This window comes from Pectobacterium versatile (genome assembly GCF_003932035.1).
GTDB classification, from domain to species: Bacteria; Pseudomonadota; Gammaproteobacteria; order Enterobacterales; family Enterobacteriaceae; genus Pectobacterium; species Pectobacterium versatile.
Window position 1 is genome coordinate 876,957 of record NZ_CP034276.1, and the last position, 25,523, is coordinate 902,479.

14 protein-coding genes are annotated in these 25,523 nt (G+C 56.9%); all 14 read left to right on the top strand.

Annotation, left to right across the window (positions count from 1 at the left end):
• Positions 1-8 precede the first annotated feature (8 nt).
• The 14 genes from EIP93_RS04095 (at position 9) to EIP93_RS04160 (ending at position 25,283) form a co-directional block, all read left to right on the top strand.
• A complete protein-coding gene (locus EIP93_RS04095) occupies positions 9-695 on the top strand; it encodes a CpaD family pilus assembly protein (RefSeq protein WP_103941857.1) in 687 nt (228 codons plus the stop codon).
• A 14-nt stretch (positions 696-709) separates the two neighbouring features.
• A complete protein-coding gene (locus EIP93_RS04100; protein ID WP_119158914.1) occupies positions 710-1,909 on the top strand; it encodes a CpaE/TadZ family protein in 1,200 nt (399 codons plus the stop codon).
• A gap of 60 nt (positions 1,910-1,969) precedes the next feature.
• The gene (locus tag EIP93_RS04105) at positions 1,970-3,373 is read left to right on the top strand and encodes a TadA family conjugal transfer-associated ATPase (RefSeq protein ID WP_039534640.1); all 1,404 of its coding nucleotides are present in this window, start codon (positions 1,970-1,972) and stop codon (positions 3,371-3,373) included.
• Positions 3,374-3,390: 17 nt separating this feature from the next.
• The gene (locus EIP93_RS04110; protein WP_039470877.1) at positions 3,391-4,371 is read left to right on the top strand and encodes a type II secretion system F family protein; all 981 of its coding nucleotides are present in this window, start codon (positions 3,391-3,393) and stop codon (positions 4,369-4,371) included.
• A gap of 14 nt (positions 4,372-4,385) precedes the next feature.
• Complete coding sequence (locus tag EIP93_RS04115; RefSeq protein ID WP_125232305.1) at positions 4,386-5,345, top strand: type II secretion system F family protein; 960 nt, start codon at positions 4,386-4,388, stop codon at positions 5,343-5,345.
• A gap of 106 nt (positions 5,346-5,451) precedes the next feature.
• On the top strand, positions 5,452-6,303 hold the full coding sequence (locus EIP93_RS04120; RefSeq protein WP_103861377.1) for a tetratricopeptide repeat protein: 852 nt from the start codon (positions 5,452-5,454) through the stop codon (positions 6,301-6,303).
• Positions 6,303-6,875: a hypothetical protein gene (locus EIP93_RS04125; protein ID WP_039507600.1), complete on the top strand. Its 573-nt coding sequence runs from the start codon at positions 6,303-6,305 to the stop codon at positions 6,873-6,875. Before EIP93_RS04120 ends, EIP93_RS04125 begins: the two co-directional genes overlap by 1 nt.
• On the top strand, positions 6,868-7,500 hold the full coding sequence (locus tag EIP93_RS04130) for a TadE/TadG family type IV pilus assembly protein (protein ID WP_010295718.1): 633 nt from the start codon (positions 6,868-6,870) through the stop codon (positions 7,498-7,500). The genes EIP93_RS04125 and EIP93_RS04130 overlap by 8 nt, the downstream gene beginning before the upstream one ends.
• Before the next feature lie 181 nt (positions 7,501-7,681).
• Positions 7,682-9,301 carry a Tad domain-containing protein gene (locus tag EIP93_RS04135; protein ID WP_109225334.1) on the top strand — a complete coding sequence of 540 codons (1,620 nt, stop codon included), beginning with the start codon at positions 7,682-7,684 and terminating at the stop codon, positions 9,299-9,301.
• A 58-nt stretch (positions 9,302-9,359) separates the two neighbouring features.
• The gene (locus tag EIP93_RS04140) at positions 9,360-19,088 is read left to right on the top strand and encodes a beta-propeller fold lactonase family protein (RefSeq protein WP_125232306.1); all 9,729 of its coding nucleotides are present in this window, start codon (positions 9,360-9,362) and stop codon (positions 19,086-19,088) included.
• Between the two features lie 129 nt (positions 19,089-19,217).
• Positions 19,218-21,023, top strand: a complete 1,806-nt coding sequence (locus EIP93_RS04145) for a TolC family protein (RefSeq protein WP_125232307.1) — start codon at positions 19,218-19,220, stop codon at positions 21,021-21,023.
• Positions 21,023-21,796 (top strand): efflux RND transporter periplasmic adaptor subunit, encoded by a 774-nt coding sequence (locus EIP93_RS04150; RefSeq protein ID WP_125232308.1) that lies wholly within the window; start codon positions 21,023-21,025, stop codon positions 21,794-21,796. The genes EIP93_RS04145 and EIP93_RS04150 overlap by 1 nt, the downstream gene beginning before the upstream one ends.
• Positions 21,793-23,151 (top strand): efflux RND transporter periplasmic adaptor subunit, encoded by a 1,359-nt coding sequence (locus EIP93_RS04155; protein ID WP_116586138.1) that lies wholly within the window; start codon positions 21,793-21,795, stop codon positions 23,149-23,151. The genes EIP93_RS04150 and EIP93_RS04155 overlap by 4 nt, the downstream gene beginning before the upstream one ends.
• Positions 23,152-23,153: 2 nt before the next feature.
• Positions 23,154-25,283: a site-2 protease family protein gene (locus EIP93_RS04160; protein WP_125232309.1), complete on the top strand. Its 2,130-nt coding sequence runs from the start codon at positions 23,154-23,156 to the stop codon at positions 25,281-25,283.
• The last annotated feature ends 240 nt before the right edge of the window (positions 25,284-25,523 follow it).

Genomic DNA, 25,523 nt, shown 5'->3' on the forward strand with positions numbered 1-25,523 from the left:
AATAAAACATGAAAACGATCAACAACAGTTACCCTCTGCTCCGCCCACTGCACATGCGTGCGGCTGTGCTTACCGCCGTTGTTCTGCTGGCAGGATGCGGATGGAATAAGCCGATTAACGACGTACGTATGCAGCGCTTTGATCAGCCTGGGCTTCAACCCATTGCTGTCCAGCCTTCATCGGTGTCCGTGCCGTTACTGGTTGCACCGAACGGGCGGGGTTTCCTTCCTGAATCCCTGAGACAACTCAATATCATGTTGAAAGATCAGGGACGGCTCTCCGCACAGACGCTGACGCTTATCCCACACAGCGCGAGCGGCGAGCAGATGGCAGGGCGACTGGTTACCGTGCTGAAAAATGCCGGTGCTAATGCACAGAATGTGAAACAGATGCGCCGTTCTACGGCGAGTGGACAGAATGGCGATTTGGAAGTGATCTCCGAAGCGCTGGTGGTCAAAACCACCCGCTGCACGATCAATGACCCCAATCAGTTGATGGTGAAGCCCTATGAGGCGATTGGTTCTCTCGGCTGTGCTACGCAAAACAATCTGGCGATGATGGTCGCCGAACCACGCGATCTGATTCAGGCGAAAGCGCTGGATAGTGCGGATGGCGTGGCGGCGGTCAATAGCATCGAACGCTATCACAAAGGTGAAGTGAAAGAGCTCATCGACATTAACTTTGAAGAAGATTAAGGGCGTGACATTCCATGAGTGAAATTACCCCTAACGATGGTGAAGAGCTGGCGCTACCGCTGGTGGCATTCGCCAATGACGTACGCGATGTGGCTGACCTCAGCGATCTCTTCGCCCGTCTGAAACAGCCGGATGTTCCGGTGATGTCTGGCGGTATCGCCGCGGCTCGCCAATGGTGCGAGCTGAATGTCCCGCCGCGTATTTTACTGGTGGATCTGGAAGGGGCGCACTGGCCACTTCCGGCACTGGAAGAACTGCTGAGCGTTTGCGGCCCCACCAGCCAGGTGATTGCGATAGGCAAAGAGCAGGATGTCGGTTTGTATCGCGCACTGCTTCAGGCGGGCGTGGTGGACTATCTGGTGAAGCCGCTCACGCTGGATCTGCTGGCGGCAACGCTGGCGAAGTGTGAAGGCCAACAGGCTGGGCCAGAATATGCCCGCATGGGCAGAACGATTGCTATCGTCAGCGCCAGCGGCGGAAGCGGCGCAAGTACCGTGGCGATGGGGCTGAGTCGCCTGCTGTCCGGCGAGCGTCACTTGCCTGTGGCACTGGTGGATTTTGACCGTCGTAACGGCGATCAACTGCTGTTGCAGGGGCAAACCGATGACGCGGGTCTGGCGGCGGTGTTGGGGACGCAGGAACTGGATACCCGACTATTACAGCGTGCCATGCTGCGCGTGGATACCCGTCTGCACCTGCTGGCACAGAAACCGGAACTGGGGGAATTGGCTCCGGTTGACGTGGATAACGTGCTGAATCTCGGCGGCGCGCTGTGCCGCATGTTCAATCAGGTGATTTGGGATCTGCCTAGCAGCTACCCAACCGGTGCGCTGGACGTACTGACTTACGCGGATCTGCGCATCATCGTGACGGAGTTGACGCTTCAGGATGCGCGTAATGTGCGGCGCGTGCTGAATGAGATCGGCGACGAAAGCGAAGGACAACGCCTGCTGCTGGTGCATAACCAGAGCCGTTTTGCTACGACCGCGCCGTTAAGCCGCGATCAGTTCGAGCAATTTACCGGTCGGAAGATTGATGTCGTGCTGCCGAATGCGGGCCACGCACTGTCGCAGAGCCTGACGCTCGGCGCACTGAATCTGGCTGCGGCACCTGCCTTCCAGCAGGGATTACGCCAACTGGTCGATCTGGCCTGCGGCGTACGTGCCAGACCGGCGGAAAAACGCTGGTTCTCACGTTGGTTAAAACGCGCGTGATGATGTTCAGCGTGCACCGTTTTTCAAAGGGTTACGGACTGTTTTTTGGGGTTAAGGATTATGTTGATTCGCAAGAATAACCTGCAAAAAAGTGAAGCAGGAAAAAGTACGCCTCAGCCTGCGCCTGCTGCCAACGTGGCAGAACTGAAAACGCGTCCGGCTGCGGAGAACCGCACACAGCCTGCGGCGAACACGTCTTCTGGATCTGCACCGGCTGCCCGCCAGACGGACAACCGAAACAGCCAGCGTCGGATTATCCGCGCACAGCTCTACGATCAGATCGACGCGGGTAAAGCGGCGATGATGGGGCGTGACAAGCTGTTAGTGCAGATCGAAACGGTGATCCGCCGGATCTGTGATGAGCAGCGCTTGCAGCTTTCGCGGCAGGAAGAAGAAGCTATCGCCGCCGAAATGCTGGATGAGATGACCGGGATCGGGCCGATCCAGCCGCTGCTGTCGGATGACACGGTCAACGATATTTTGGTCAACGGTGCTGGTCAGGTGTTTGTCGAGCGTTTTGGCAAGCTGGAACTGTCGCCGATTACCTTCATTGATGAAGAGCATGTGTTTAACACCGCGCAGCGTATTGCCGCCGCGGTGGGGCGTCGTATCGACGAAGCCAGCCCGATGGTGGATGCGCGTCTGCCGGACGGTAGCCGCGTCAACGTCATCACCTATCCGCTGGCGATCGACGGCACCACGATCTCAATCCGTAAATTTATGCGCCGCAACCTGTCGTTGGAAATGCTGGCAGAGCGCCGCTGCATGTCCTACGCGATGGCAGATGTCTTGAATAAAGCGATGCAGGCGCGCGTTAACGTGATCGTCTCCGGCGGAACGGGGGCGGGTAAAACCACCTTACTGAATGCGCTGTCGCAGAAAATCGGCATCACCGATCGCATCATCACCATTGAAGATGCCGCCGAACTGCAATTGCAGCAAGAACACGTGGTGAGGCTGGAAACCCGTCCTGTCAGCGCCGAAGGCACTGGCCGCGTCGACCAGCGCGATCTGATGCGTAACGCCCTGCGTATGCGCCCCGACCGTATCATTCTGGGTGAGGTGCGCGGCGGTGAGAGCTTCGACATGTTGCAGGCAATGAACACGGGTCATGACGGTTCGCTGTGTACGGTGCACGCCAATACCTCGCGTGATGCGATACAGCGTCTGGAAAACATGGTGATGATGGCCAACATGCAGCTGCCGCTGATGGCGATCCGCCGTCAGATCGCCAGCGCGGTGCACCTGATCGTGCAGATCGAACGTATGCGTGACGGCATGCGCCGCGTGGTGTCCATTACCGAAGTGTGTGGCATGGAGAACGAAGTGATCCAGCTTCAGGATCTGTTCAGCTTCAACATTCAGGGGATGGATGGACAAGGTCTGTTGACGGGTGAATATGTTCAGCACATTCAGCGCCCGCAGTTCTACAGCGATAAAGCGCATCTGTTCGATGCGCAGTGACGGGCTGAGGAGACGCGATGAGTGATTTACGCCTGAATCTGATCACGTTGCTGGTGTTTGGCAGCGTGCTGATGCTGCTGTTGGCGGTCAACGCCTGGAGAAAATCACGGCAGCAGCGCATGCAGCGTGAACAACGCTGGCAGCAGATTTTGAACGAGGTCAGCCCATCGGCTGCCGCCGTGGCGTCTGATTCCATTCTGCGTGACGAGATCGCCACGCCGCTGATGGGTGTCCCGGTGATTGGGCGCTGGCTGGCGATCCTCTGGGCGCAGATGACGTTCATCGGCTGGAAAAAGAACCTGCTTCAGCGTTCCCTTTCGTTGGCGGCGGTGAGCCTGATTCTCGGCATGATCCTGGGGCAACGTACCCTGCTGCCGCTCACGATGGGGCTGATATTTACGCTGGTGCTGTTTATCAGTATCGGCATGCTGTTATTCCGCTCGACGCTGCAAAAACACCTGAAAGCGCTGCGCGAGAGCCTGCCGGAAGCCATTGATGCCATTACCCGCAGTTGCCGTGCCGGTGTGCCCGTGGCGAATACTTTCTCGATTGTCGCTGAGCACCTGACCGGGCCGCTGGCGAATGAATTCAAGACGATCGATCACTGGCTGCGGTTGGGGATTCCGCTGCGTCAGGTGATCCAGGCCTCGGCGACACGGGTGCCGATGTCTGAATACCGCTTTTTCGTGGTGATTCTGATCATCAATCAGGAAGCGGGTGGGCGACTGGGGGAAACGCTGGAGCGTCTGTCCGCTACGCTGCGTGAACGTCGGGAACTGCAACTGAAAGTGCAATCCAAAACGTCGGAAGCGCGCGCGTCTGCCAAGATTGTCGCCGCGCTGTTCCCCGGCTGTCTGGCTTATCTGTATATGAAATCACCGGAGGATTTCAGTTTCTTGTTCTCCGATCCGGTGGGGACGACGGTACTGATTTACGCCTTGTGCAGCGTCTCGGTCGGTATGTTGATCACGCACGTTATGGTTAAACGGATAGGGTAAAGGGAGAGCCATTCATGACTGTTTTTGACGATCCCTTACTGCTGCTGGCGCTCATGCTGATGGTGGCCGGGATTTACCTTGCACGTACACAGCATAAAGCGCAGCAATACAAGCAGTTGGAAATTCGCATGCGTGGGCATCTGCCCGTCGCCTCTATAGAGGCGGCCTCTCAGGAAAATATCCTGAGAGGCCAGGGAGCAACACTCTCTCCCCTGCTGGAAAAGCTGTTGCAGCCGATTGCCACGCAGGGCGAGCGTTTGTCGGGATCGGATCGCGATCGCCGCAATCTGCGCCGCCTGCTGGATCTGGCCGGGATCCGCCGCAGCGAAGCGGTAGGCTGGCTGGTCATGGGAAAATTTGCCGCCGGGGCGCTGTTCGCTATCGCGCTGGTGTGGGGATGGTTGCCACCTGCTGACCGTGCGGGCCTGACGGGCGTAGCTGCGGGGCTGATTGGCTTCTTTGTCGGTTCGATGGTGCCCGAGTGGTGGCTGAAATGGCGCGCGGCAAGCCGGGGTGAAAAGCTGGCGCGTGCGGTGCCGGATGCGCTGGATCTGATGGTGGTCTGCGCCGAAGCCGGCCTGCCTATCGGACGCGTGTTGCAGGTGGTATCGAAAGAGCTGGGGCTGTCTTCACCGGAAATGGCGGATGAACTGCACTACACCGCCGCCGAATTACAGATCCTGTCGGATCGTACGCTGGCGATGAAGCATTTGGCGGAGCGTACCCGCGTCAGCGAGATCGAAAGTATGGTGGCGACGCTGATTCAGGCGGAGCGCTACGGCACGCCGCTGTCTCAGGCGCTGCGCACGATTGCAGATGAAAGCCGCAAGACGCTGATTCTGGGGCTGGAAGAGAAAGCGGGTAAATTGCCTGCGCAACTGAGCGTGCCGCTGATGGCGCTGATCCTGCCACCGATTATCGCCATTATGGCATCGCCTGCACTGGTGAGAGTGATTCGCCTGCTGGCGCAGTAGCGTTTTATTTTTTAACGAATTGATTTTAATGTATTTATTTTAAAAAACATCGATTCCCGGTATCAGCCGGAAATCACAACGGTTACAACCGATGGAGTTATCGAAGATGGTCGATCTGGTAGCAAAACTTAAGCGCGGCGCGCCCATGCTGGCACTGCTGATTGTCAGTACCGTGCTGGCGGGATGCAGCAGCTCGATGGCGATTAAAGGCAGTAAAGATGAAGGCCTGCGTTTGGCACGCTTGCTGCGCGATCAAGGGCGTGTTGAAGCCGCGACGGAAGTGTACGCGCGCCTCGACAGCCGCGATGCGCTAAAAGGCGCAGAGATGCTGGAGTATGCCAGCGTTGCGGCTCTGGCGCGTTCACCGCAGCAAACGCTGGAGCTGTACGGACGAGCACGTCAGGCGCTGGGCGGCGATACCAATAAAATGACGCCGGAAGAAGCGCTGGCGGTGTGTCTGGGAATGGGCCGTTCGCAGCTGGCATTGGGACGTAATGCGATGGCGCAAACCGACTTTGCCTGTGCACTGAAAGCACAGCCGAATGACGCGGGCGCACTCAATGGCATGGGCGTGGTGATGGATGCCTCAGGCAAACACGCCGAAGCGCGTCAGCTGTTTGAAAAAGCGTTGCAAATAAACCCGGCAGATGTCGCGGCACTCAACAATCTGGCGCTCTCATGGCTGGCAAGTGGCAACGCAGACAAGGCGATTTCTCTGCTGCGTTCGGTGGATGAGAGTAATGCAACTGGCAGACTGAATCTGGCGCTGGCCTATCTCTCTAGCGGCAGAGACGACGACGCGCGTGCCGCGCTGGCAACTATTGCCCAGCCACAGCGTATCGATGGCCTGATCGACGAGCTGAATCAGCGTTTACAGCAGATGCAGCAGGATAAATCCCGCGGTGAAGCGCTGTTGTTATCCAGCCGTCAACGCCTGCAATTGAGTATGCCTGAGTAATGGCGTGGCTTCGTAATCTCGGCCCGTGGCGTGACAAGGGCATAGTGCAAGGCAGAGTACAAAGCATCGTGCCGCGTCATGAACGCCACTGGCGCAGCACGCGCGGCGTGATTGCGACGGAAGTGGCGTTTCTGGTGCCGGTGGTGCTGGTCGGGGTGATGATGCTGTTTGAACTGGCGCGTATCGGGCTGGTGATCGCTGCCGGCAGCGCCGCGCTGGATAAAGCCGTGCAGGCTTTCCGCCTTGATAACCTCGCCTCGGACAGCGCGGAGCAGATGGGAACCCGTCTAAAGGCGCGCATGGTTGAAGCGGGATACGGCTACCTCAAAGAAGATGATTTAACCGTCAGCGTGTTGCACTTCGACAATCTGAGCCAGCTTGGCGGGCTGACGAACGGAAATGGCAGTCAGGACAACCCCAATGGCGAGGAAACGACGACGCTGCCGGTGTGGTCCGTGACGGTGCAGATTAAAAAGGCGTTTATTACGCCGTTGCCGGAAGTGTTAACGCTGGGTGACACCTTCCGCTATCAGTACAAACATGTGTTTGGGACGGAACTGCGCAATGACTGATCGGTTACTGAAAACCAGTCGTGTATCGAAAACCAGCCGTTTCCTGAGCGTGATGCGCCGCTTCTGGTTTTCTCACCGTGCCTCCACGGCGGTAGAAACGGCGTTAGCGTTCCCGATTGTGTTGGCGATTGGGTCGCTGTGCGCGGATATCTACACCGTCGGGCTTGAACGTACGCGCATGGAACAGCGTGCGGGCGCTATTTCGTCAATATTAGCGATGCAGCAGAAGCTGGATGAGAAGGGGCTACAAGGGCTACTCGATACGATGTTGCCAACGGAAGGTGCAGGAAATTACCAGCTGTTAATCAGCAACGTGCGTCAGACCGGTGAGCTGCACTGGCAGTTGAGCAGAGGCACGGCAGAAGCGCTGTGTACGGAAAGTGAAACGCTGCCGGGTGAAGAATATCTTCCTGAACTGCCAGAAAGAGACCGCGAAGAGGGCAGCAAGAATATCTCCATGATCGTGGTTGAGATCTGCCGTCAGGGAAAGGATGTGGGTCTGCTGGGCGGCCTGTCACTGGGTGGCCTGCTGCATGCATCGTCAGTCAACCGGGTCGCTATCGACGTGGTTGAGCTGGATGAGGTACTCAGAAAAGAGGCCGGTCTGGAAGAAGAAGAGCAATAACGACGGGCTTTATATAAGACACAGAAGCGGCAAATAGACCGCAAACGGCAGCGAGCTTCTCGTTACCGGAATAACGAAACGATTAAAAAATCTATAGGCATATGAGCAATGTCGTTTTTATTTTCCCGCTTTATGGGCGGGCTGAGTACGCGCTGAATCCAGGAATACAGGATAGGAAGGAATGAAAAAAACCTTACAGAACAGAAGAGTAAAAAAAGACGCTACCGGAATCACTCTGTTCTGGCGTGAACGCCTGTCTGCCTTTATTCAGCAGGAAAAAGGCGCGGGCACGGCATTCTATACGCTGGGTGCAATGGCGTTATTGGTGACGGCGGCTTTTATTGTCGATACCTCCACGGCAACCGGCGACGCAACGCAAATCAAACGTGCGACGGATGCCGCTGCGTTGGCCGTCGGGCATCAGGCGACCATTAATGGCGAAGAATACAGTCAGGAAGAGACCAATAAGCTGGCGTATGACTACGTTAAAAACAATCTGGGGATGAATAGTGCTCTGAGTGAAAAACTGGCAGCAGGTGACGTGTCCGTCACGGAAGGGCGCAACAGCGAGACGCGTAAAACCTATACCGTCACCGTCGCCTTCGAAACCAAACCCAGTTTGCTGAGCCTCGGTGCGAGAAAACAAGAAGTGTACTCGACCTCCGAAGTCATCAACCGCCCGACCGAAATTGCCTTTGTCATGCCGGTGACGGGGGATATGAGTGAGGGGGATATCCGTTCGCTGAAAAGCGTTAGCCGCAGTTTCGTTGAGCGCATGCTGAGCAGCGCAGACGGCAAACGTGACAACCTGTGGCTATCGCTGGTGCCGTACAGCCAGTCGGTTAGCGTATACGATGCGGAAGACGCCAACCGCATTCGGCGCTGGGCTGCACCGGGTGCGTTGAACCCGCCAGAACTGCGCTCGCTGTTTGCCAGTGGTGTGGTGAGTAGCATGGCCGACCGCCGTTTTCCTGATCGTCGCGCTAACCTGCTGTGCATGTATCGTGGGCTGGGTCGGGAAGAAAACTTCTTCTGGGATGAACCGCCCGTCGGCCAATTCAAGGTCTATTACCGCCACGATTTGCCGCAAAACGGCAGTCCCGGCGCACCACCTATCTCCTGGCGCGGCCCGAATCCCGATTTTGACGATACCAATGCGGTAGATACCCGCTGGATCGTGGCAGACAAAGGGTGCCCGAACGCCGCGCTGATGCCGCTGACCAATGAAGAAAGCAGGCTGAATCAGCGTATCGAACAGTTTTCTGCCCGTTTCAACACGAATTACGCCATCGGCATGTCATGGGCGGGCGCGGCGCTGTCACCCAACATGCGCGGTTCAGACGGCTGGGGCGATGCCACGCTGCCGCTAGATTTCAATCTGGACGGCAACGGTGACGGGCAAAAGGTGATCGTGATGATGGCTAACACGATTGGTAACTGGTTCGACACCGACAGCTACAACTTCAACCGCAATGCATTTAGTGGTCAAACCGGCACGGATCCCGCCCGCACCTTTGCTGCGCAGCGCTTCCGCGATCTGTGTTCCAGCTTCCGCGCCCGCAACATCAAATTTTATTTTGTCGGCATTCGCCCCGGCGACCCAGAGGATTTTGGCCGCAACCTGTTTGACGCCGAAGCGACGCCGGGCCTGCTGATTTGCACCGAGGGTGAAAAACGCATGAGCTTTATCGATGGTGCAGGCTTCGGCGCAGAGGGCGTTGAAGATCAATTGATTCAACGGTTGAATCGTATTGCCGGCCAGATCGAAACCGAGGGCGGCTATGTTCGGTTGGTTGAATGACCGCTGAAGGTAGCCAGGAATGACGCGATTTGCCCCTTTCATTACAGGACATGACACGATGACTTTTTCCCGCTCAAAATCTGGTTCAGGCTTAACGCGCGCACCGCGTCAGGCGTGGGTATTGGAACCGCGCATGATGTTTGACGCCGCTGCCGTGGTCACCGCGGTAGATGTGGCTGCGCACGTCGCGGCAACGGATACCGCGCCCGGCGTTGATGCCACGCCGGTTAAGGCGACGGTCACCATCACCGACAGCAGCGACAGCTTCCAACCGGTCGATCTGTTCAGCGACGTTCGCGTATCAGCGGATAAAGACGGGCAGGAACTGAAAGATTTAGTGATCACCGTTAACCGTACGGGCGCGAATCAGGCATTAGTCATTGACGGTAAAAGTATTACGCTGGAATCAGGGAGTGGGACGACGCGCGCGGAAGGGGATGGTTTTTCATACCGCGTGGCAGTGAGCGGAGAAACCACGACGGTGACCGTTAATATCGACGGTTTCACCAATAACCTCGCGGATACAAGGGCGATGATTGACAGTATCGCCTACCAGCCGCTGGATAAAACCGTGGCCGGCGGTGACGTCGTGGTGACGCTGAAAAGCCTGAGCGATGAGGGAGGTGATGATACCGATACTGCCGATCTGAATATTCACGCTACCGTCACTATCGACAGCAAGATCAATGTGGCTCCGGTGGTATCCGCATCGGATGCGCCGGAACTGGCTGAATTAATCATCGTGCCTGGTATGGAATCCCCACAGGACGTGCGCTATTCCAGTAATGGTAATTATGCCTATGCCATAGGAAGCGATGGCACGCTGGGGGTCTTTACCGTCGGCGACCATGGCAAGCTGACGTCGAGCCAGACGCTGAGCGGCATAAGCGCACTCAAGGATGTGAAAGAAGTCGCACTGAGTGCTGACAACCGTTCTCTGTACGCTATCACTGGTAATAGCAATATTGTTGCGCTGAGCCTCGACGACAATGGGCAGGTGGTTCGGCTCAGCGGCAGCGACGAGCAGCCGGTATATACCCAGACGATTGCTTCGCAAAACGGTAATATTACCGGGCTGGCTGTCTCCAGTGACGGTACCCAAGTTTATGTTGCCACACAGTGGAATGGCATGGTCATCTTTACTCGCGATACGACGACAGGGGGGCTGACGTTCCTTCAGCGCGTGAGTGACAGCGGGATTGATCGTAGCGGTATTGTGGCAAGTAGCGGTGACTATGTTGTCACGGTTGGGATGGGGGCGAAGCATACGCTATCGGTTTTCCAGCGGAGTGAGAACGGGACATTAACGTCTGTCGCTAAACTGGAAACGTCTGGGGAAGGTTATGGCGCGGTAGACTACCAATTAGCGATCTCGAAGGATCAGCAGTTCATCTATGTTGCCGATCCTGACAGCGGTGAAATCAGCGTCTATCAACTGCGTGACGGTTCTGAAGGAAAAACGCTGGTCCACACGGACACGAAAACGCTGGAAGGCGTTAACGCGCTCTATCTTAACGCCGACGGTAGCCAGCTTTATGCGCTGAGCAGCGAAGGCGAGTTGCAGATTTATAGTGTAAGCACGTCGACAGGGGCGCTGAAGGAAAGCGGCCAGATTCAGAATATTGGCGATACGCGTGGCATGGTGTTGTCACCCGATGGACAATCACTCTTGATCGCTGGTGAGGCCATTCAGCGCTTTAGCGCATTACGCACTTATCTCTATGGCAGCGAATTACCCTTTGCCGACCATATCGCGCTTTCCGATAGCAATCTGGATGTACTCAACGGTGGCGCAGGCAACTATAACGGCGCCACGCTGACCATTGGGCGTGAAACGCCTTCCGTAGACGATAGATTTGGCCTAAGTGCAGGCAACAATCTGACGCTGCAGGATGGAAAAGTTCTGCAATTAGGCACGGAGATTGGGACATTCACGCAGAATCAGGGCGTACTCAGCGTGACGTTTACTACCGAGGTGACGAAAGAAACTGCCAATGCCGTCCTGAAACAAATTACCTACCGCAACGTCAGCAACCAGAGCGCAACCGAAACCGTCGCGCTGACGGTGACCGCGAACGATGGCGAGCTGAACAGCACGGTAACCACGGTCGCGCTGCTGCTGACTGCTAACAGTGCGCCAACGCTGGTCAGTCAGGGCGGAAGCAATCTGACGCTGGATACGCGCGGCTCCTCCGTCACGCTGTTCAAAGACACCGCGATTAACACTGGGGAAGCTGGACAGGCGCTGACAAAATTGTCGATTGGCATTGATGGCCTAAACAACCCGAATCAGGAATACCTGACGGTGGATGGCACAGTCATCGATCTGAGTAAGGATAGCGCGGGCACCACGGCTAGCGGTTACCAGTATACCTACACCTATAACGCCCTGAGCGGTGAGTCTTCACTGGTGCTGAGCAGCGTTCAGGGCATCAGCAGCATGGCGATGATGACGCTGGTCGACGGTCTGAGCTATTCAACTGGCAAAGAGAGTACCAGCGCCAGCGGCTTGCGTACCATTACGCTAACCGAGTTGCAGGATAACGGCGGCACTGCCAATGGTGGGAGCGACACCGCGACGCTGACGGTGTCTGGCAGCATCAATCTGGCCTTAAACGACATGCCGACGATCGAGGCGATCTATTCACCTGACGCCACGCTGTTTTACAACGCGGGTACGCTAAGTGGCTACAACGAGCGCGTTTCGGCGATCAGTGTCTCTCAGGATGGTAAAACCCTGTTGGTCACCGGTAGCGAAGGGAACAATAACAGCGGCAAGACTTATCTACGCGTTTACGCCCGCGATGCAGAAACCGGCGAATTGACGTTGCTACAAAGTTTCACGCAGGGCGAACAGGACGATCCGTCCACCCCTGCGATTGAGGTTAACGGTCTGAACACCATCACTACGCTGGCGCAGTCGAAAGATGGCACCAGCGTGTATGTCGCGGGAGGAAGCGGAAGCGCCTACTCGCTGGTGCAATTTAGCCGCGATACCACGACAGGCCAACTGAGCTATGTCGGGATTGTCGCTACGCAGGGTGTGGATGGCGTAAGTGGTCTGGATGCGGCAGTGTCTGAGATTGTGCTGTCCGATGATGGCACGTCGTTGTATGCCATTAACGGCGTGACGCCAGTCGATGGCGTGACCACTAAAAACGCCGTTGTTTTCTTCTCGCGCGATACCACCTCCGGTGCGCTGACGTTTGTCGGTTCACTGGTTGGTAGCGATACCATTCCGCTGAAAAGCCCAAGCGGTATTGTGCTGTCCAGCGATGGCACATCGGCCTATCTCTCTAACCTAGGGAATCACAGTATTACCGTGCTGTCGCGCGATGCGGAGTCGGGTTCTCTGGATTACGTCACCACGATCAATAAAAGCACCATAGCGGCTGATGTGAACAGCGCGGAGATTCCGCAAAACGACCGCTACCTTGAGGGGTTGCAGGATATCGTTATCTCACCGGATAACCGTTTTGTGTATGTGTCATCAAACTCGCAGGGCACTGTGTCGATTTTCAGCCGTGATGCAGATACAGGGGCGTTGACCTACGCCGGGACGTTGAATCTGTATAGTGCAGGCCATATTCCTGCGAACGCGCTGGCGTTACGTGAACTGGTGATTTCCGAAGATGGTTCGGCGCTGTATGTCGCAGCGTTCGGCAGTAAGTCGCTACTGGTACTGAGCCGCGATAGCGATTCCGGCGCGTTAACCTACCGCAATAGCGTTGAGCTCTCCGTTAACACTGTCAACCATCTCGCCGTCAGTGCGGATGGTAAGAATATCTATGCTGGGGTGAGCACTTTCTTTGCCGGGCTGAATGTGCTCACTGCGGCAGCAAATGCACCTTATAGCCAGACAGCGGACATGCCGTTTACCACGAGCGTCACGCTGTCAGACCGAGAACTGGATGCTGCCGATGACTACAATGGCGCGACGATTGCGATTAGTCGTAATGGCGACGCATCGGCAAATGACCATTTTGCTTTCCAGAGCGGAGGCGACCTGACGCTGTCCGGTAGCGACATTCAGTATCAGGGCGCGACAATCGCCACTTTTAGCGTGAGCGAAGGCACGGCGAAGATTGTCTTTACCGACAGCGTGACTAAAACGGTCGCCAATCAGGTTCTGCATCAGGTGACTTACCGTAATGATGGTGATGCGGCGGGTGCATCGATTCCACTGAATATCACCCTTAGCGACGGCGGTAAGGAGACGAGTCTGCTATTGACGCTGGTGCAGAATAAACCACCAGTGGTGGATAACGATGCGTATACTCCGCCGTCTGGCGTGGCTGGACAGCATTACGAACAAACGCTTCCTGACGATCTGTTCCGCGATCCTGAAAATGGTGCGCTGACGCTACAGGTCAATGGCCTTCCGGCTGGTTTAACCTTCGATTCAGACACACGCACGATTTCCGGTACGCCAGCACTCAATGGTGCGGGAAGCTTCTCTATTACCGTCGTGGCGACCGATGCATCGGGTGAACAGGCGGAGCAGACGATTACGCTGACTATTGCCTCCGATCCTGCACAAATGCCAGCGCTCGGCGGTGAGTCCAGCTCTCTTCAGAATGACTATGCCCTTGATGGCTATGACTCCAATAATTATGTGGATGTGCTGACAGGCGTAAAAGACAGCCAACTGTCCGCGGATGGCAAAACGCTCTATGTCGTGAGCTCACCTGATAGTGGGTCAGCGGTACTGAGCGTCTTTGTGCGCAATGCGGAAGGGAAATTCACCCTGTCGCAAACCTTCTTCAACTACCGCTCCGTCTATAACAATGAGACAGAGCAAACCGATAACGTGGTAGACAATGCCGGATTGGCCGGTGCATCAGATGTGATTCTGTCTTCTGATGGACAGTACCTGTATGTGGTGGGTAGCGAAGGCAATGCAGTCACGATTTTCAGCGTTGGCAGCGACGGTGAACTGACGCAAGCCGGTATCCTTGACCAAGCGGCGTTGGGCGGGCGTTCGTTGGACGTGCGTTCCCACATTGTTTCGCAAGGCGATTACCTCTATGTAACGGCCGCCCAGTCCAACAGCGATACTGACGGCCGCAGCGTGCTGGTGTTTAAACGCGGTGCAGACGGCATGCTGTCTGCCGTTTCCCAAACCGATAATCTGATTGGTGCGAGCCGTCTTGTGCTGGATCCAACCGGGCGTTATTTGTTTGTTGCCGGCGCTGGGGATGCGGTCGGCGTCACCGCGTTCAGCATCGATGTGGAAGGCAAACTGAGCCAGCTTTCCCAGATTCGTGCTGAAGGTGACAACCTGTACTACATCCGTTCTCTGGCTCTTTCTCCTGACGGTAAAACCCTCTATGCGATTAATTCCGATGGGGAAAGTCACACGCTGAATACCATCACGGTGGGAGCTGATGGGGCGCTGACGCTGGCAGAAACAACGGCAATCACCGATGACGGCGGCGATTCCGGCGAGGCGTTAGCGACCGATCTGGTCGTTTCTGCCGATGGCACGGCCCTGTTCGTGATCGGTAAGAACATTTCTGTATTCTCCCGCGCGGACGATGGCAGCCTGACGCTAAAAGACACCCTTAGCGGTGGTTGGGATAGCCCGATTGGTATTTCTTTCTCCGATCTGCAAAAGGTGGAATTGAGTGCCGATGGCAAGCAGCTCTACCTGATTGGTGGCGATAAGGTGCATGTTCTGAATGTCGGCATCGCTGGTGCAAGCTATACCGAAGGTAATGATGCCACCGTGCTGCTGCCGTCTGGTCGTCTGTCCGATCCGCAGCTCGATGCGTTAAATAACGGTGTGGGTGATTATCACGGTGCCAGTATCACCGTTGGTCGGGAAAATGGTGGTCTATCGGAAGACACTTTTGGCTTTAAGGCCGAAAACGGTTTAACGCTTGATGGCAACAACATCATAAAAGATGGCTCTGTAATCGCGACCTTTACTCAAGTGGATGGGGCGCTGACGATTAAATTTATCGCAGCGGTAACCAAAGCCGAGGCGCAGAATGTGCTGCGCCAGATTACTTACCAGAACACCAGTCAGGATCCTGAACAAGCAGGATCGTCGCCGACCTTCACCTTCAGTATTAATGACGGTGACAATAACACCGCTAACATGGATATCACCGTCAATCTCGTTGGCGTGAACGATCCGGCGATATTGAATACAACGGTGCTCAACCCACAGGTTCCGGGCAACGGTGAATTCGTTAAGCTGTTTAAAGATACCCAAATTGACACCATTGAAAGCGGACAAACCCTCTGGCAGGTCGTGTTAACGTTTGATGTCTCAGGGCCTAACGAAACGATTAGCGTGGATGGCAGCACGATTGTGCTCGAAAAATCCAACGGTGTTCCACGCACCGCCAGCGGCTTGCAATATTCTGTTGATGTGAAGGACGGTAAAGCGACGGTCCTCCTGTATGTCGGGAGAGACGCGAGTGGAACCGCCGAGATTATTGACAGCATCGGCTACAACTATCTGGGCAACGCTCCCAGCGGTGAACGCCATGTCACCTTGATGATCAAGGAAAATAGTTATAACGGCACCGCACCGGAAACCACGCTGAAACAGGCGATTACGCTGACGCTAGTGCCTGCGGCAGAAACCAATACCGCGCCGACTATTACGGTTCCGGGGACGACGCCGACGTATACCGAACGCGCTGACCCTATCGTGCTGGCACCGGACGCGACGGTGTCTGATGCGCAGATGGACAAACTCAACGGTGGCAAGGGCAACTACGACGGCGCGACGCTGAAGATTACGCTGGGCGACGGTAAAACGGCGCTGGATAAGCTGGGCTTCAGTGCTGAAAAAAGTGCTGACAACGGCCTGACGTTATCCGGCAATACGCTTCAGAAAGACGGCGTCACTATTGGTCAGGTCAGTAATCAGGATGGCGTACTGACGATTCGCTTCAACGCGAATGCAGGCACAATCCCGACCACGGAAGACGTGCAGAATACGCTGCGCCAGATTACCTACGCCAGCGACAGCCGTACGCCAGCCGCGCAGGTTGCGGTGACGGTGACGCTGTCTGACCGCTATCTGGAGTCTCAGGTCACGGCCCTGTCGGTAGCGATTACCGCGATCAACGACACGCCTGTCGTGGCGAACGATCCGGTGCTTTCTGCCGATGAACTGCGTTTGGTGAATACCTACACCGCGATTAGCGGGCTGGGCACGTTGACGGCGGCTGCTCGTACGACCGATGGGCTGTCTTTGTATGTCAGCGATGATAAAGGCGCGATTGCCTTATTCCAGCGTGATGCGAACAGTGGCGAATTGACCTATGTGCGCACCTTCGCGGCTGCAGAGGGCGTGACAGGAATAAGCCAGCTACAGGTTTCTGCCGATGGCAACAGCGTGTATGCGCTGCGTGCCGACGGCAATGCGATTGTCTGGTTTAGCCGGAATGGTGAAGGCAATCTGGAACATAAAGAAACCATCGTTGATGTCTACGAGATACACAACAGCAACCTTTACGACATCAAAGGGATCACCCTGTCTGATGATGGCAAGACGTTGTATGTCATCAACAACTACAACCTTCTCTGGTTTACCCGCGACACAGCAACAGGCAAGCTTGATTATGTTGGGCTGGTCGAGGGCGGGATGTGGAGTGAGCCTTATCTGTGGCAATCGAGTGAGATAGTCAGCCGCGGTAATCTGCTATTTGTGACGACGAACACCAGCAGTGGCTCATCACTGATTGTGTATACGCGTGGTGACGACGGCAAGCCGACGCTATTGGGGAACATCCGCAGCTTTACCGATGCCGCAGACAATACCGTAGAACTTTCAGGGCTGGAGCAACTCACGGTCAGCGACGATGGCCGCAGCATCTTTGTTGCCAGTGCAGGGCAGATCGATGCCTTCTCGCTGGATACCGCTACGGGAACCTTTACGCACCTTGCTCGCGTAGCGGCAGAAGGCACGGTGAGTCATATCGCCCTTGCTGCGGATACGCGGGTGCTGTACGTCACGCAAAGCGACGGGGCGCTCACTCGCTATGTATTGAACGGCGAGACGCTGACAAAACTCGATACGCTGAAAAACGCTGGTACAGGCTTCACTCATCTGCTACCGGTTGACGGTGGTCTGATTACGCTCGGCAACGGCGTGTCGGTGCTGGATGAGGCTTCTCGCCTGCCGGTTTATCGCGTTGATGGCCCGGCGGTGATTGTCGCGCCTTCTATCGTTCTCAGTGATGCAGAACTGGATGCACTGAACGGCGGGGCGGGAAATTATCAGGGTGCCTCAATCACGCTACAGCGCGGTGAAACGGCCTCAACAAGCGATCGCTTCGATTTTACTGCGGGTAACGGTTTCACCTTAGCGAATGGCGTCATTAGCAAAGACGGGCAAGCGGTAGCCACCTTCGCGCAGGCGGACGGCAAGCTCACCGTGACCTTCACTGCTGCCCTTTCCCGTGCGGATGCAACGGTGCTGGCACGCCAGATTAGCTGGGCGACGAGCGCACCGCTGACGGGGATCGCGACATCGCTGACGCTGGTGCTTAATGATGGCGCAGCCGATTCTGCGGCGCAGGCGCTCGACGTTACGCTGTCGAGAGAAGTGAACCTACCGCCAGTTGGTCATGCTGAGCAGTTCACGCCACCAACGGCACAGGCTGGCACCAACTGGTCTTATACCTTACCGAGTACGCTATTTACCGATCCTGAAAATAATGCGCTGACGTTTATCGTTGATGATGCGCAACTGCCAGAAGGCCTGCGTTTTGATAGTGCAACACGGACGCTCAGCGGCACGCCGTCAACGGCGGGAACGTTCAACCTGACGATTACCGCCAGAGACAGCGCGGGTAACGCGACGGCGCTGAATGTGGTGCTGACGATCAATGCTGCCTCGACGCCGGTCGATCCTGGCACACCAGTCGATCCCGGTACACCAACAGAGCCAGTGAACCCCGATAACACCGCGACAGCGGCACCGGTGATTCTGGTGCAGCAAGGCGTGAGCCTGCCTGCTGATTCGGGCGAAAGAGAGCGCGAACAGCCGCTGGGCGCGATTGTCGCCGATCTGTCTCGCCCGGAAGCACAACCGCTACCAACCAACATCGTCACCGAACCTGTACGCCAGCGTGATGCCGATACGTCACGCCAGTCGGATGCCCCTTGGGTGCTCGATCCCGTCATGTCATCGCTGATGCCGACGCTGGAGCAGGTCAATTTCTCTTCACGCGCTGAGGCGTCTATTCGCGATAACGCCGCGCTGCGCCCGACGGATTCCAATCTGTTCCTGAGCGTGCGCGGTCAGACAACGTCGCTGGAATCGGCTTTCAGCAGTGTGCGGGGCGCGTTACAGCCGGATGCCTCCGGCGCGCTCGCCTTTAGCCTGCCGCAGCGCATGTTCAGCGTGCGTGAAGGTAATGCCACGCTGACGCTGCAACTGGCGAACGGACGTCCTCTACCTGCGTGGGTGCAGTTCGATGCCCGCAGCGGTGTGGTACGCATTACCGATGCCAGTGCAGTGCAGGTTAATCAGATCCAACTGGCGCTGAAAGCGCAGGCTGCAGACGGCACCAGCCGGATCGTACCGATTACGCTGCAAACCGGACAGGGTGATGGCGCAGAGAGGGTGACTGACCGTGGTGCGATGCAATTACCTGCACACTCTGTTGTTCCCACTGCCGCAGACTCGGCTGAAAACCGGGATGCAGAACGGTTAGCGCCAGCGGGGAAAACCGCCTTTACCGAACAACTGCGCCAGCATCAACCAGAACAGGATGCGCTGCTGGCGGCGCTCAGTGAGCTGAGCAGTCTGCGCGCGTAACGCTGTGCAGATCGAATACCGAGACGAGATTTTATTACTTAACCACTAACCCAGGCGCTTGCAGGCGGTCATCACACCACCGCTTGCAAGATGAAGGGAACAGACAAATAGAAGATGGGGAGAACCCGGGTGAATCAGCACATAGCGCATTTCTGGGATAGCCAGCAACACGACAGTCAGCAGCAGAACGTTCAACACGAGGCTACACCACGCACCGCGGGTTCCCGGGCGTTACGGATCGCGGTGGCTCTTGCCTGTCTGGGGCTGGCTGGCTGTGCCGTCAAACCTGAGCCGGTTACGATCGAACAGCAGGTCGCACAGGCGCTGAGCGACAGAACGCAGATGTTCGCTAATCAGGAACCGGTGCGCGGTACGATCACGCTGGATGAGGCAATTGCCCGTGCGCTGAAATATAACCTGCAACAGCGGGTCGCGCTGATGGAACAGGCGATGGAAGATGACCTGTTGGGCGTACAGAATCTGGATATGCTGTTACCGAAACTGACCGCACGCGCTGGGTTACAAACCCGCGATAACGTGGCCGGTTCCAGCAGCCAGTCGGTCACCACTGGACGGCAGTCGCTGGAAGCGTCCACCAGTCAGGATCAGACCATGCGCACCGCCGATCTAACGATGAGCTGGAACGTGCTGGACTTCGGTATCAGCTACTTCAACGCTAAAGTGCAGGCGAACAAATCGCTGGCGGCGGAAGAGCGTCGTCGTCGCGTGGTGGCCGATATTACCCGTCAGGTGCGTACCGCTTATTGGGAAGCGGCCACGGCACAGCGTTTGCAGCCGGAAGTGACCACCGCCCTGACGCAGGCGCGTCAGGCGCTGGAATATGCGCGTCAGACGGAACAGCAACGCCTGTTGGCACCGGTTGAAGCGCTGCGTTTCCAGAAGAACATGCTGGAGATGGTGCGCCAGTTGGAAATCGTCGACAGCGATCTGGTGGTGGCAAAATCTCGTCTGGCGGCGCTGATGAACCTGCCACCGTCGAGCAAATACGATGTTGTCGTGCCGAGCGAAAGCAGCCTGGTCGCGCCGAAGATGGCCTACTCGCTCGACGATCTGGAAAACTTCTCGATGGTTAAGCGCCCGGAAGTGCGCGAAGAGAGCTATCTGGCACGCAATAGCGTACTGGAAACCCGTAAATCGCTGCTGCGCCTGCTACCGGGCGTATCGCTGTTTGCAGGTATCAACGGTGACAGCAACAGCTATCTGGTCAATCACCAGTGGGCGAACGCAGGTGTTCAGGTCAGTGGCAACCTGCTGAACGTGCTGTCGTGGTCATCGGTGAAACGTGCCGGACAGGCGAATGAAGATCTGGCAGAAGTTCGTCGTCAGGCGCTGCGCATGGCGGTGCTGACGCAGGTGAACGTCGCCTGGCAGGAATATCAGCAGAGTACGCAGATGTTTGGCCGCTATCAGGAACTGGCGCGGATTCAGCGCGGCATCCTTAATCAGACCACGCTCAGCGTACAGCATCGTGCCGAAACGCAGATGGAACAGGTGCGCGTCAGCACGGAAACCATTCTGACGACCCGCGCGCGTGACCGCAGCTTTGCCGATGTGCAGAACGCGCTGGGCGCGGTGTATCAGGCTGCTGGGCTGGATGTGCTGCCGGATAACGTGAACGATGTCAGTCTGGCGGCGCTGAGCAGCTCAATTGCCCGCACCACGGGTAACCTTGAGAAAGGCGGCGTTGCGGTGCCACGTCTGTCCCTGTCAACACCAGCTACGCCTGCCACCACGACGGCTTCGGCTAAAACAGCATCCACTCCATCCGCAGCACCTGTAGCGAAGCCGGTTGCCTCGTCGACGACGGTATCGTCTGCTGCGACATCGTCGGCTGGCGCGGGTAAGCCTTATCGCGTGGTGAACACGGATATGTGGGATAACCTGCAATCCCTACAGGCGGGAGGTTCGCGTTAATGGCTTTCGGCATAATGCGTCCGCTATTGCTGGTCAGTGTGTTAGGTCTGCCCCTGTTGGGGCAGGCTGCGGCAACGGGAGACATTCGCGTACAGCTTAGCGCACAGCGCTATACCGTGTTATCCAGCGAAATTGCGGGGAAAGTGACGGATATTGCGGTGAAAGAGGGTGAACATTTCAAACAGGGCGATACGCTGGTGACGTTTGACTGCACCGTGCTGCGCGAAAAGCTGAACTACTCAAACGCCGCAGAGAATGCCGCGCGTAAGAAGCTGGCGATTGCCGATCGGCTGGATAAGCTCAATTCGATCAGCCTGTCTGATGTCGATCAGGCGCGATCGTCGGTGTCGATGGCGCAGGCCGAAAGCGGCGTCAATCGCGCCATGCTGCAACGCTGTGCCATTAAAGCCCCATTCTCTGGTCGTGTAACGGAAACCAAGGTGAAACGTTGGGAATCCGTGCCGGAAGGCAAAGAGCTGTTGGCGATTTATGACGACAGCGCATTTGAGCTGGAAATGATCGTGCCATCGCGCTGGCTGGTGTGGTTAAAGCAGGGCAGCGCTTTTCAGGTCACGCTGGATGAAACTGGTCTGAGCTATCCGGCGGAAATCAGCCGCCTTTCTTCGGCGATCGATCCGGTCAGCCAGTCGGTAAAAGTCTTTGGTCGGATTACCCAATCCACCGCTGGATTGCTGCCGGGGATGAGTGGCGTAGCGCAAATTAGTGACGTAGCACAGACAGTGCCGCCTGATGCAGGCAGCGTGTCGCCATGACCGATCGAAACACCACGACAGCAGCGCAAACCGACCAGGATACCCGGTTGGCGCTGCTGGCCGAGCTGTTGCAGCTGCAAAGCCGCGCCAGAGCGCGTGAAACGCTGGATGAGCTGGCGTTTTTCATCGTCAACGAGACGCATAATTTAGTGAAGTATCGGCAGGCGCTGCTGTGGGACTGCGATAAACAGCGCTTGCAGGCGGCTTCCGGGTTGGCCTCGCTCGATCACAACGCGCCGTTTTGTACCGAATTTAGCCGCCTGTGCCGCCAGTGGCAGGAAGAGGGGCGTCAAACGCAAGCGTTGCAATGCCGCGAGCTGCCTGCCGATGATCAGATTTTGTGGCAGGAACATCTACCGGAATTTTTACTCTGGCTACCGCTGCGTTTAGCGCAGGGCGATACGCCGCTGGTACTGGTGTTAGCACGGGACAGCGCGTGGCTGCCTGCCGAGATTGTGCTACTGGAAAAACTGGCGGACGCGTATGCCCATGCGTGGGCGAGTTTGCAGAAACAACGTCGGCGGCAGACGAATACCAGCCCGAAGAAGCGTCGTTTGATTCTGGTCGGGATCGTGGCGCTGGCGCTGATCTTATTGATCCCCGTTCGCCAGTCGGTGCTGGCTCCGGCTGAGATCGTCGCGCATCGTCCGGTGATGGTGCGCGCCCCCGTGGCGGGCGTGGTGGATGACATACTGGTTCGCCCTAATCAGGCCGTTAGCGCCAATCAGTCGCTGGTGCGACTGGACGTGCGCGAACTGGAAAACCGACTGGAATCGGCCCGACAGGCTTTTGCTACCGCGGATGCTCAGTATCGTCAGGCACAGCAGCAGGCGCTGTTCGATGCCAATAGCAAGGCCAGTCTGGCCGTGCTGCAAAGCCGCCGCGAACAGGCGCAGAGCGAGATGGACTTTCTGCAACGTCAGCAGGAACGCATGCAGCTTGTTTCTCCGCGTGACGGTGTGGCGATTTTTGACGATAGCAGTGACTGGATTGGGCGCTCGGTGGCGGTGGGAGAACGTATCATGATGATCGCCGATCCGCACGATGTTGAGCTGGAGATCCAGTTGCCGGCGGCGGATGCGATTGCGCTGGAAAACGGCGCGGACGTGCGCCTGTTTCTCAATGTGGCGCCGAATTCGGCACAGGACGCACGGCTGGAGCAGATTGGCTATCGCGCCGCGCCGACGCCGGACAATGTGATGGCCTATCGGTTGCGAGCACGCTTTACGCAGGATGATCCGCAGCTGCGCGTGGGCCTGAAAGGGACCGCCAAGCTGTACGGTAAACGCACGGTGCTGTTCGTTTACCTGCTGCGCAAACCGCTGGCGTCACTGCGCGTCTGGTTGGGCGTCTAACGATGGCTGGAGGTGCGACGTCGGCCGCTGGGCTCAGCCCGCTGCGCGATGAACTGATCCTGCATGCTGGCCCCGCTAACCGTGACGGATCGCCTAGCTGGACGCTGGAAGATCCGCTGCGTGGCCTCTATTTTCGTATCGGTTGGGCGGAAATGGCAATGCTATCGCGCTGGTCGATGGGGAACGCGGCGCAGATTGTTGCCGAGGTTAACCAGACTTCTGCACTGACGCTTGATGACAGCGATGTGCAGTACTTCAACCGTTTCTTGCAGGCCAACAGCCTGACGCGCGTTTCTGGCGATGAGGCAATGGCGCAGTTTGCTCGTCAGGTGGAACAGTCGCGCGTTTCGATCTGGCGCAAGCTGTTGAAGAACTATCTATTTTTTCGCATTCCCTTGTGGCACCCCGATCGCTTTCTGGGCGCGACACTGCCGTGGATCGAGCCGTTTTTCAGCCGGACTTTTCTCAAGCTGACGCTGCTGGTGGCCGTGCTGGGGCTATTCCTCGCCGGACGCCAGTGGGAAACGTTCAAACATACGTTTCTGCATTTCTTCACGCTGGAAGGCGCAGCGCTGGCGGGGCTGACGCTGTGTTTTACCAAGATTCTGCATGAGTTCGGCCACGCCTACACCTGCAAGCGCTTTGGTGCGCGGGTCGCTACGATGGGCGTCGCGTTTCTGGTGATGATGCCGGTGCTGTACACCGATACGTCCGGCTCGTGGAAGCTTACCCGCCGTCGGCAGCGGATGGCGATTGGCGCAGCGGGCATGATAACCGAACTGGTGCTGGCGGCGTGGGCGACGCTGGCATGGAGCTTCTTGCCGGACGGCATGCTGCGCAGCGCCGCGTTTATGCTGGCGACGACGACCTGGATTATGACGCTGGCGATTAACCTCAGCCCGCTGATGCGCTTCGACGGCTATTTCCTGTTGTCCGATGGGTTACAGATGCCGAACCTGCAAAACCGAGGCTTCGCTATCGGCCGCTGGCAGATGCGGGAATGGCTGTTCGGCTTAGGGGATGCGCCGCCGGAGCACTTTCCGCGCTGGCTGCAACGCACGCTAGTGGGCTATGCCTTCGCGGTGTGGATATACCGTTTCTTCCTGTTTACGGGTATCGCGATTCTGGTTTACCACATGACGTTCAAACTGCTGGGGATGCTGCTTTTCGCGATTGAAATCGGCTACTTCGTGGTGATGCCAGTGGTGAATGAAGTGCGCGAGTGGAGTCAACGCCGTAAGGATTATCGTATGAACCGTAATATGACGACAACGCTGACCGTGAGCGCTGTGGTTCTGCTCTTGCTGATGATTCCCTGGCAACGCGGCGTGTATGCACCGGCGCTGCTGCGGGCGGAACAGCAAAGCAGCCTGTATATGCCTGTACCTGCGATGATTCAGCGCATTGACGTACAGGTTGGTCAGCCCGTGCACGCCGGGCAGACGCTGTTTACGCTGTCGTCTGATGCGTTGGCGCATGAACGGCAACAGCTGGAACGCCAGATTGCTACATTGAGCTGGCAAAGCACCTTTCAGGTATTCAACAAGGAAGCGGCTGGCGATCATCAGCGGGTGAAGCAGGAACACGAAGCGGCGCTGCAAAAATTACAGGTATTGCAGCGTCAGTCGGAACAACTGACGGTGCGTGCGCCGATAGACGGCGTGGTGGCAGACATGGCGACGCCGCTGGAAACCGGTGAGTGGCTGGGGCAAGGCGAATGGCTAGCGGTCGTCACCAAGCCAACCGGCGGGCTGGTGGAAGCATTCGTGTCGGAAAAAGACTGGCAGCGGCTCCGCACGGGTGCAAAGGGGACGTTTTATTTACAGGACGTGAGCCGCTCGTCGCTGCCGCTCACTGTTGTGGAGATTGCCCGCACGGCAACCCGCGATCTGAACGCCGCGCCGGAGTTGGCATCCATTTATGGCGGCGATATTGCCACGTTGAGCGACGCACAGCGCAAGCTGCATCCTGAACAGGCCGTTTATCGCGTGTTACTCAGTCTGCCTGACGATTATCGTGCTCAACCGCAGGTGCTGCGTGGCACGGTGGTGATGGACGGTGAGGCGCAAAGCCTGCTGATTCGTGGCTGGAAAGTGGTGTCCGCCGTATTGATTCGCGAGCTGTCATTCTGATCAGTTTTAATTTCTGCGATGTCGATCCTGACTTTCTTCCCGCTATTGCCAGATTCTTGTTGTTGCTGGCAGTGGCGTGAAGGAGGGCGCTTATCCCCCTCGATTATGTTGTTCCTGTTATCTCCATTCTATCTGTTTAAAATAGCTGATTTTTTTACATTAGTGGCAAGGCAGCGACGTGACATCGAGATACACGGGGCTACCACGGTGCGAGGTGTCCCTGCGGGAACCTCATCACCG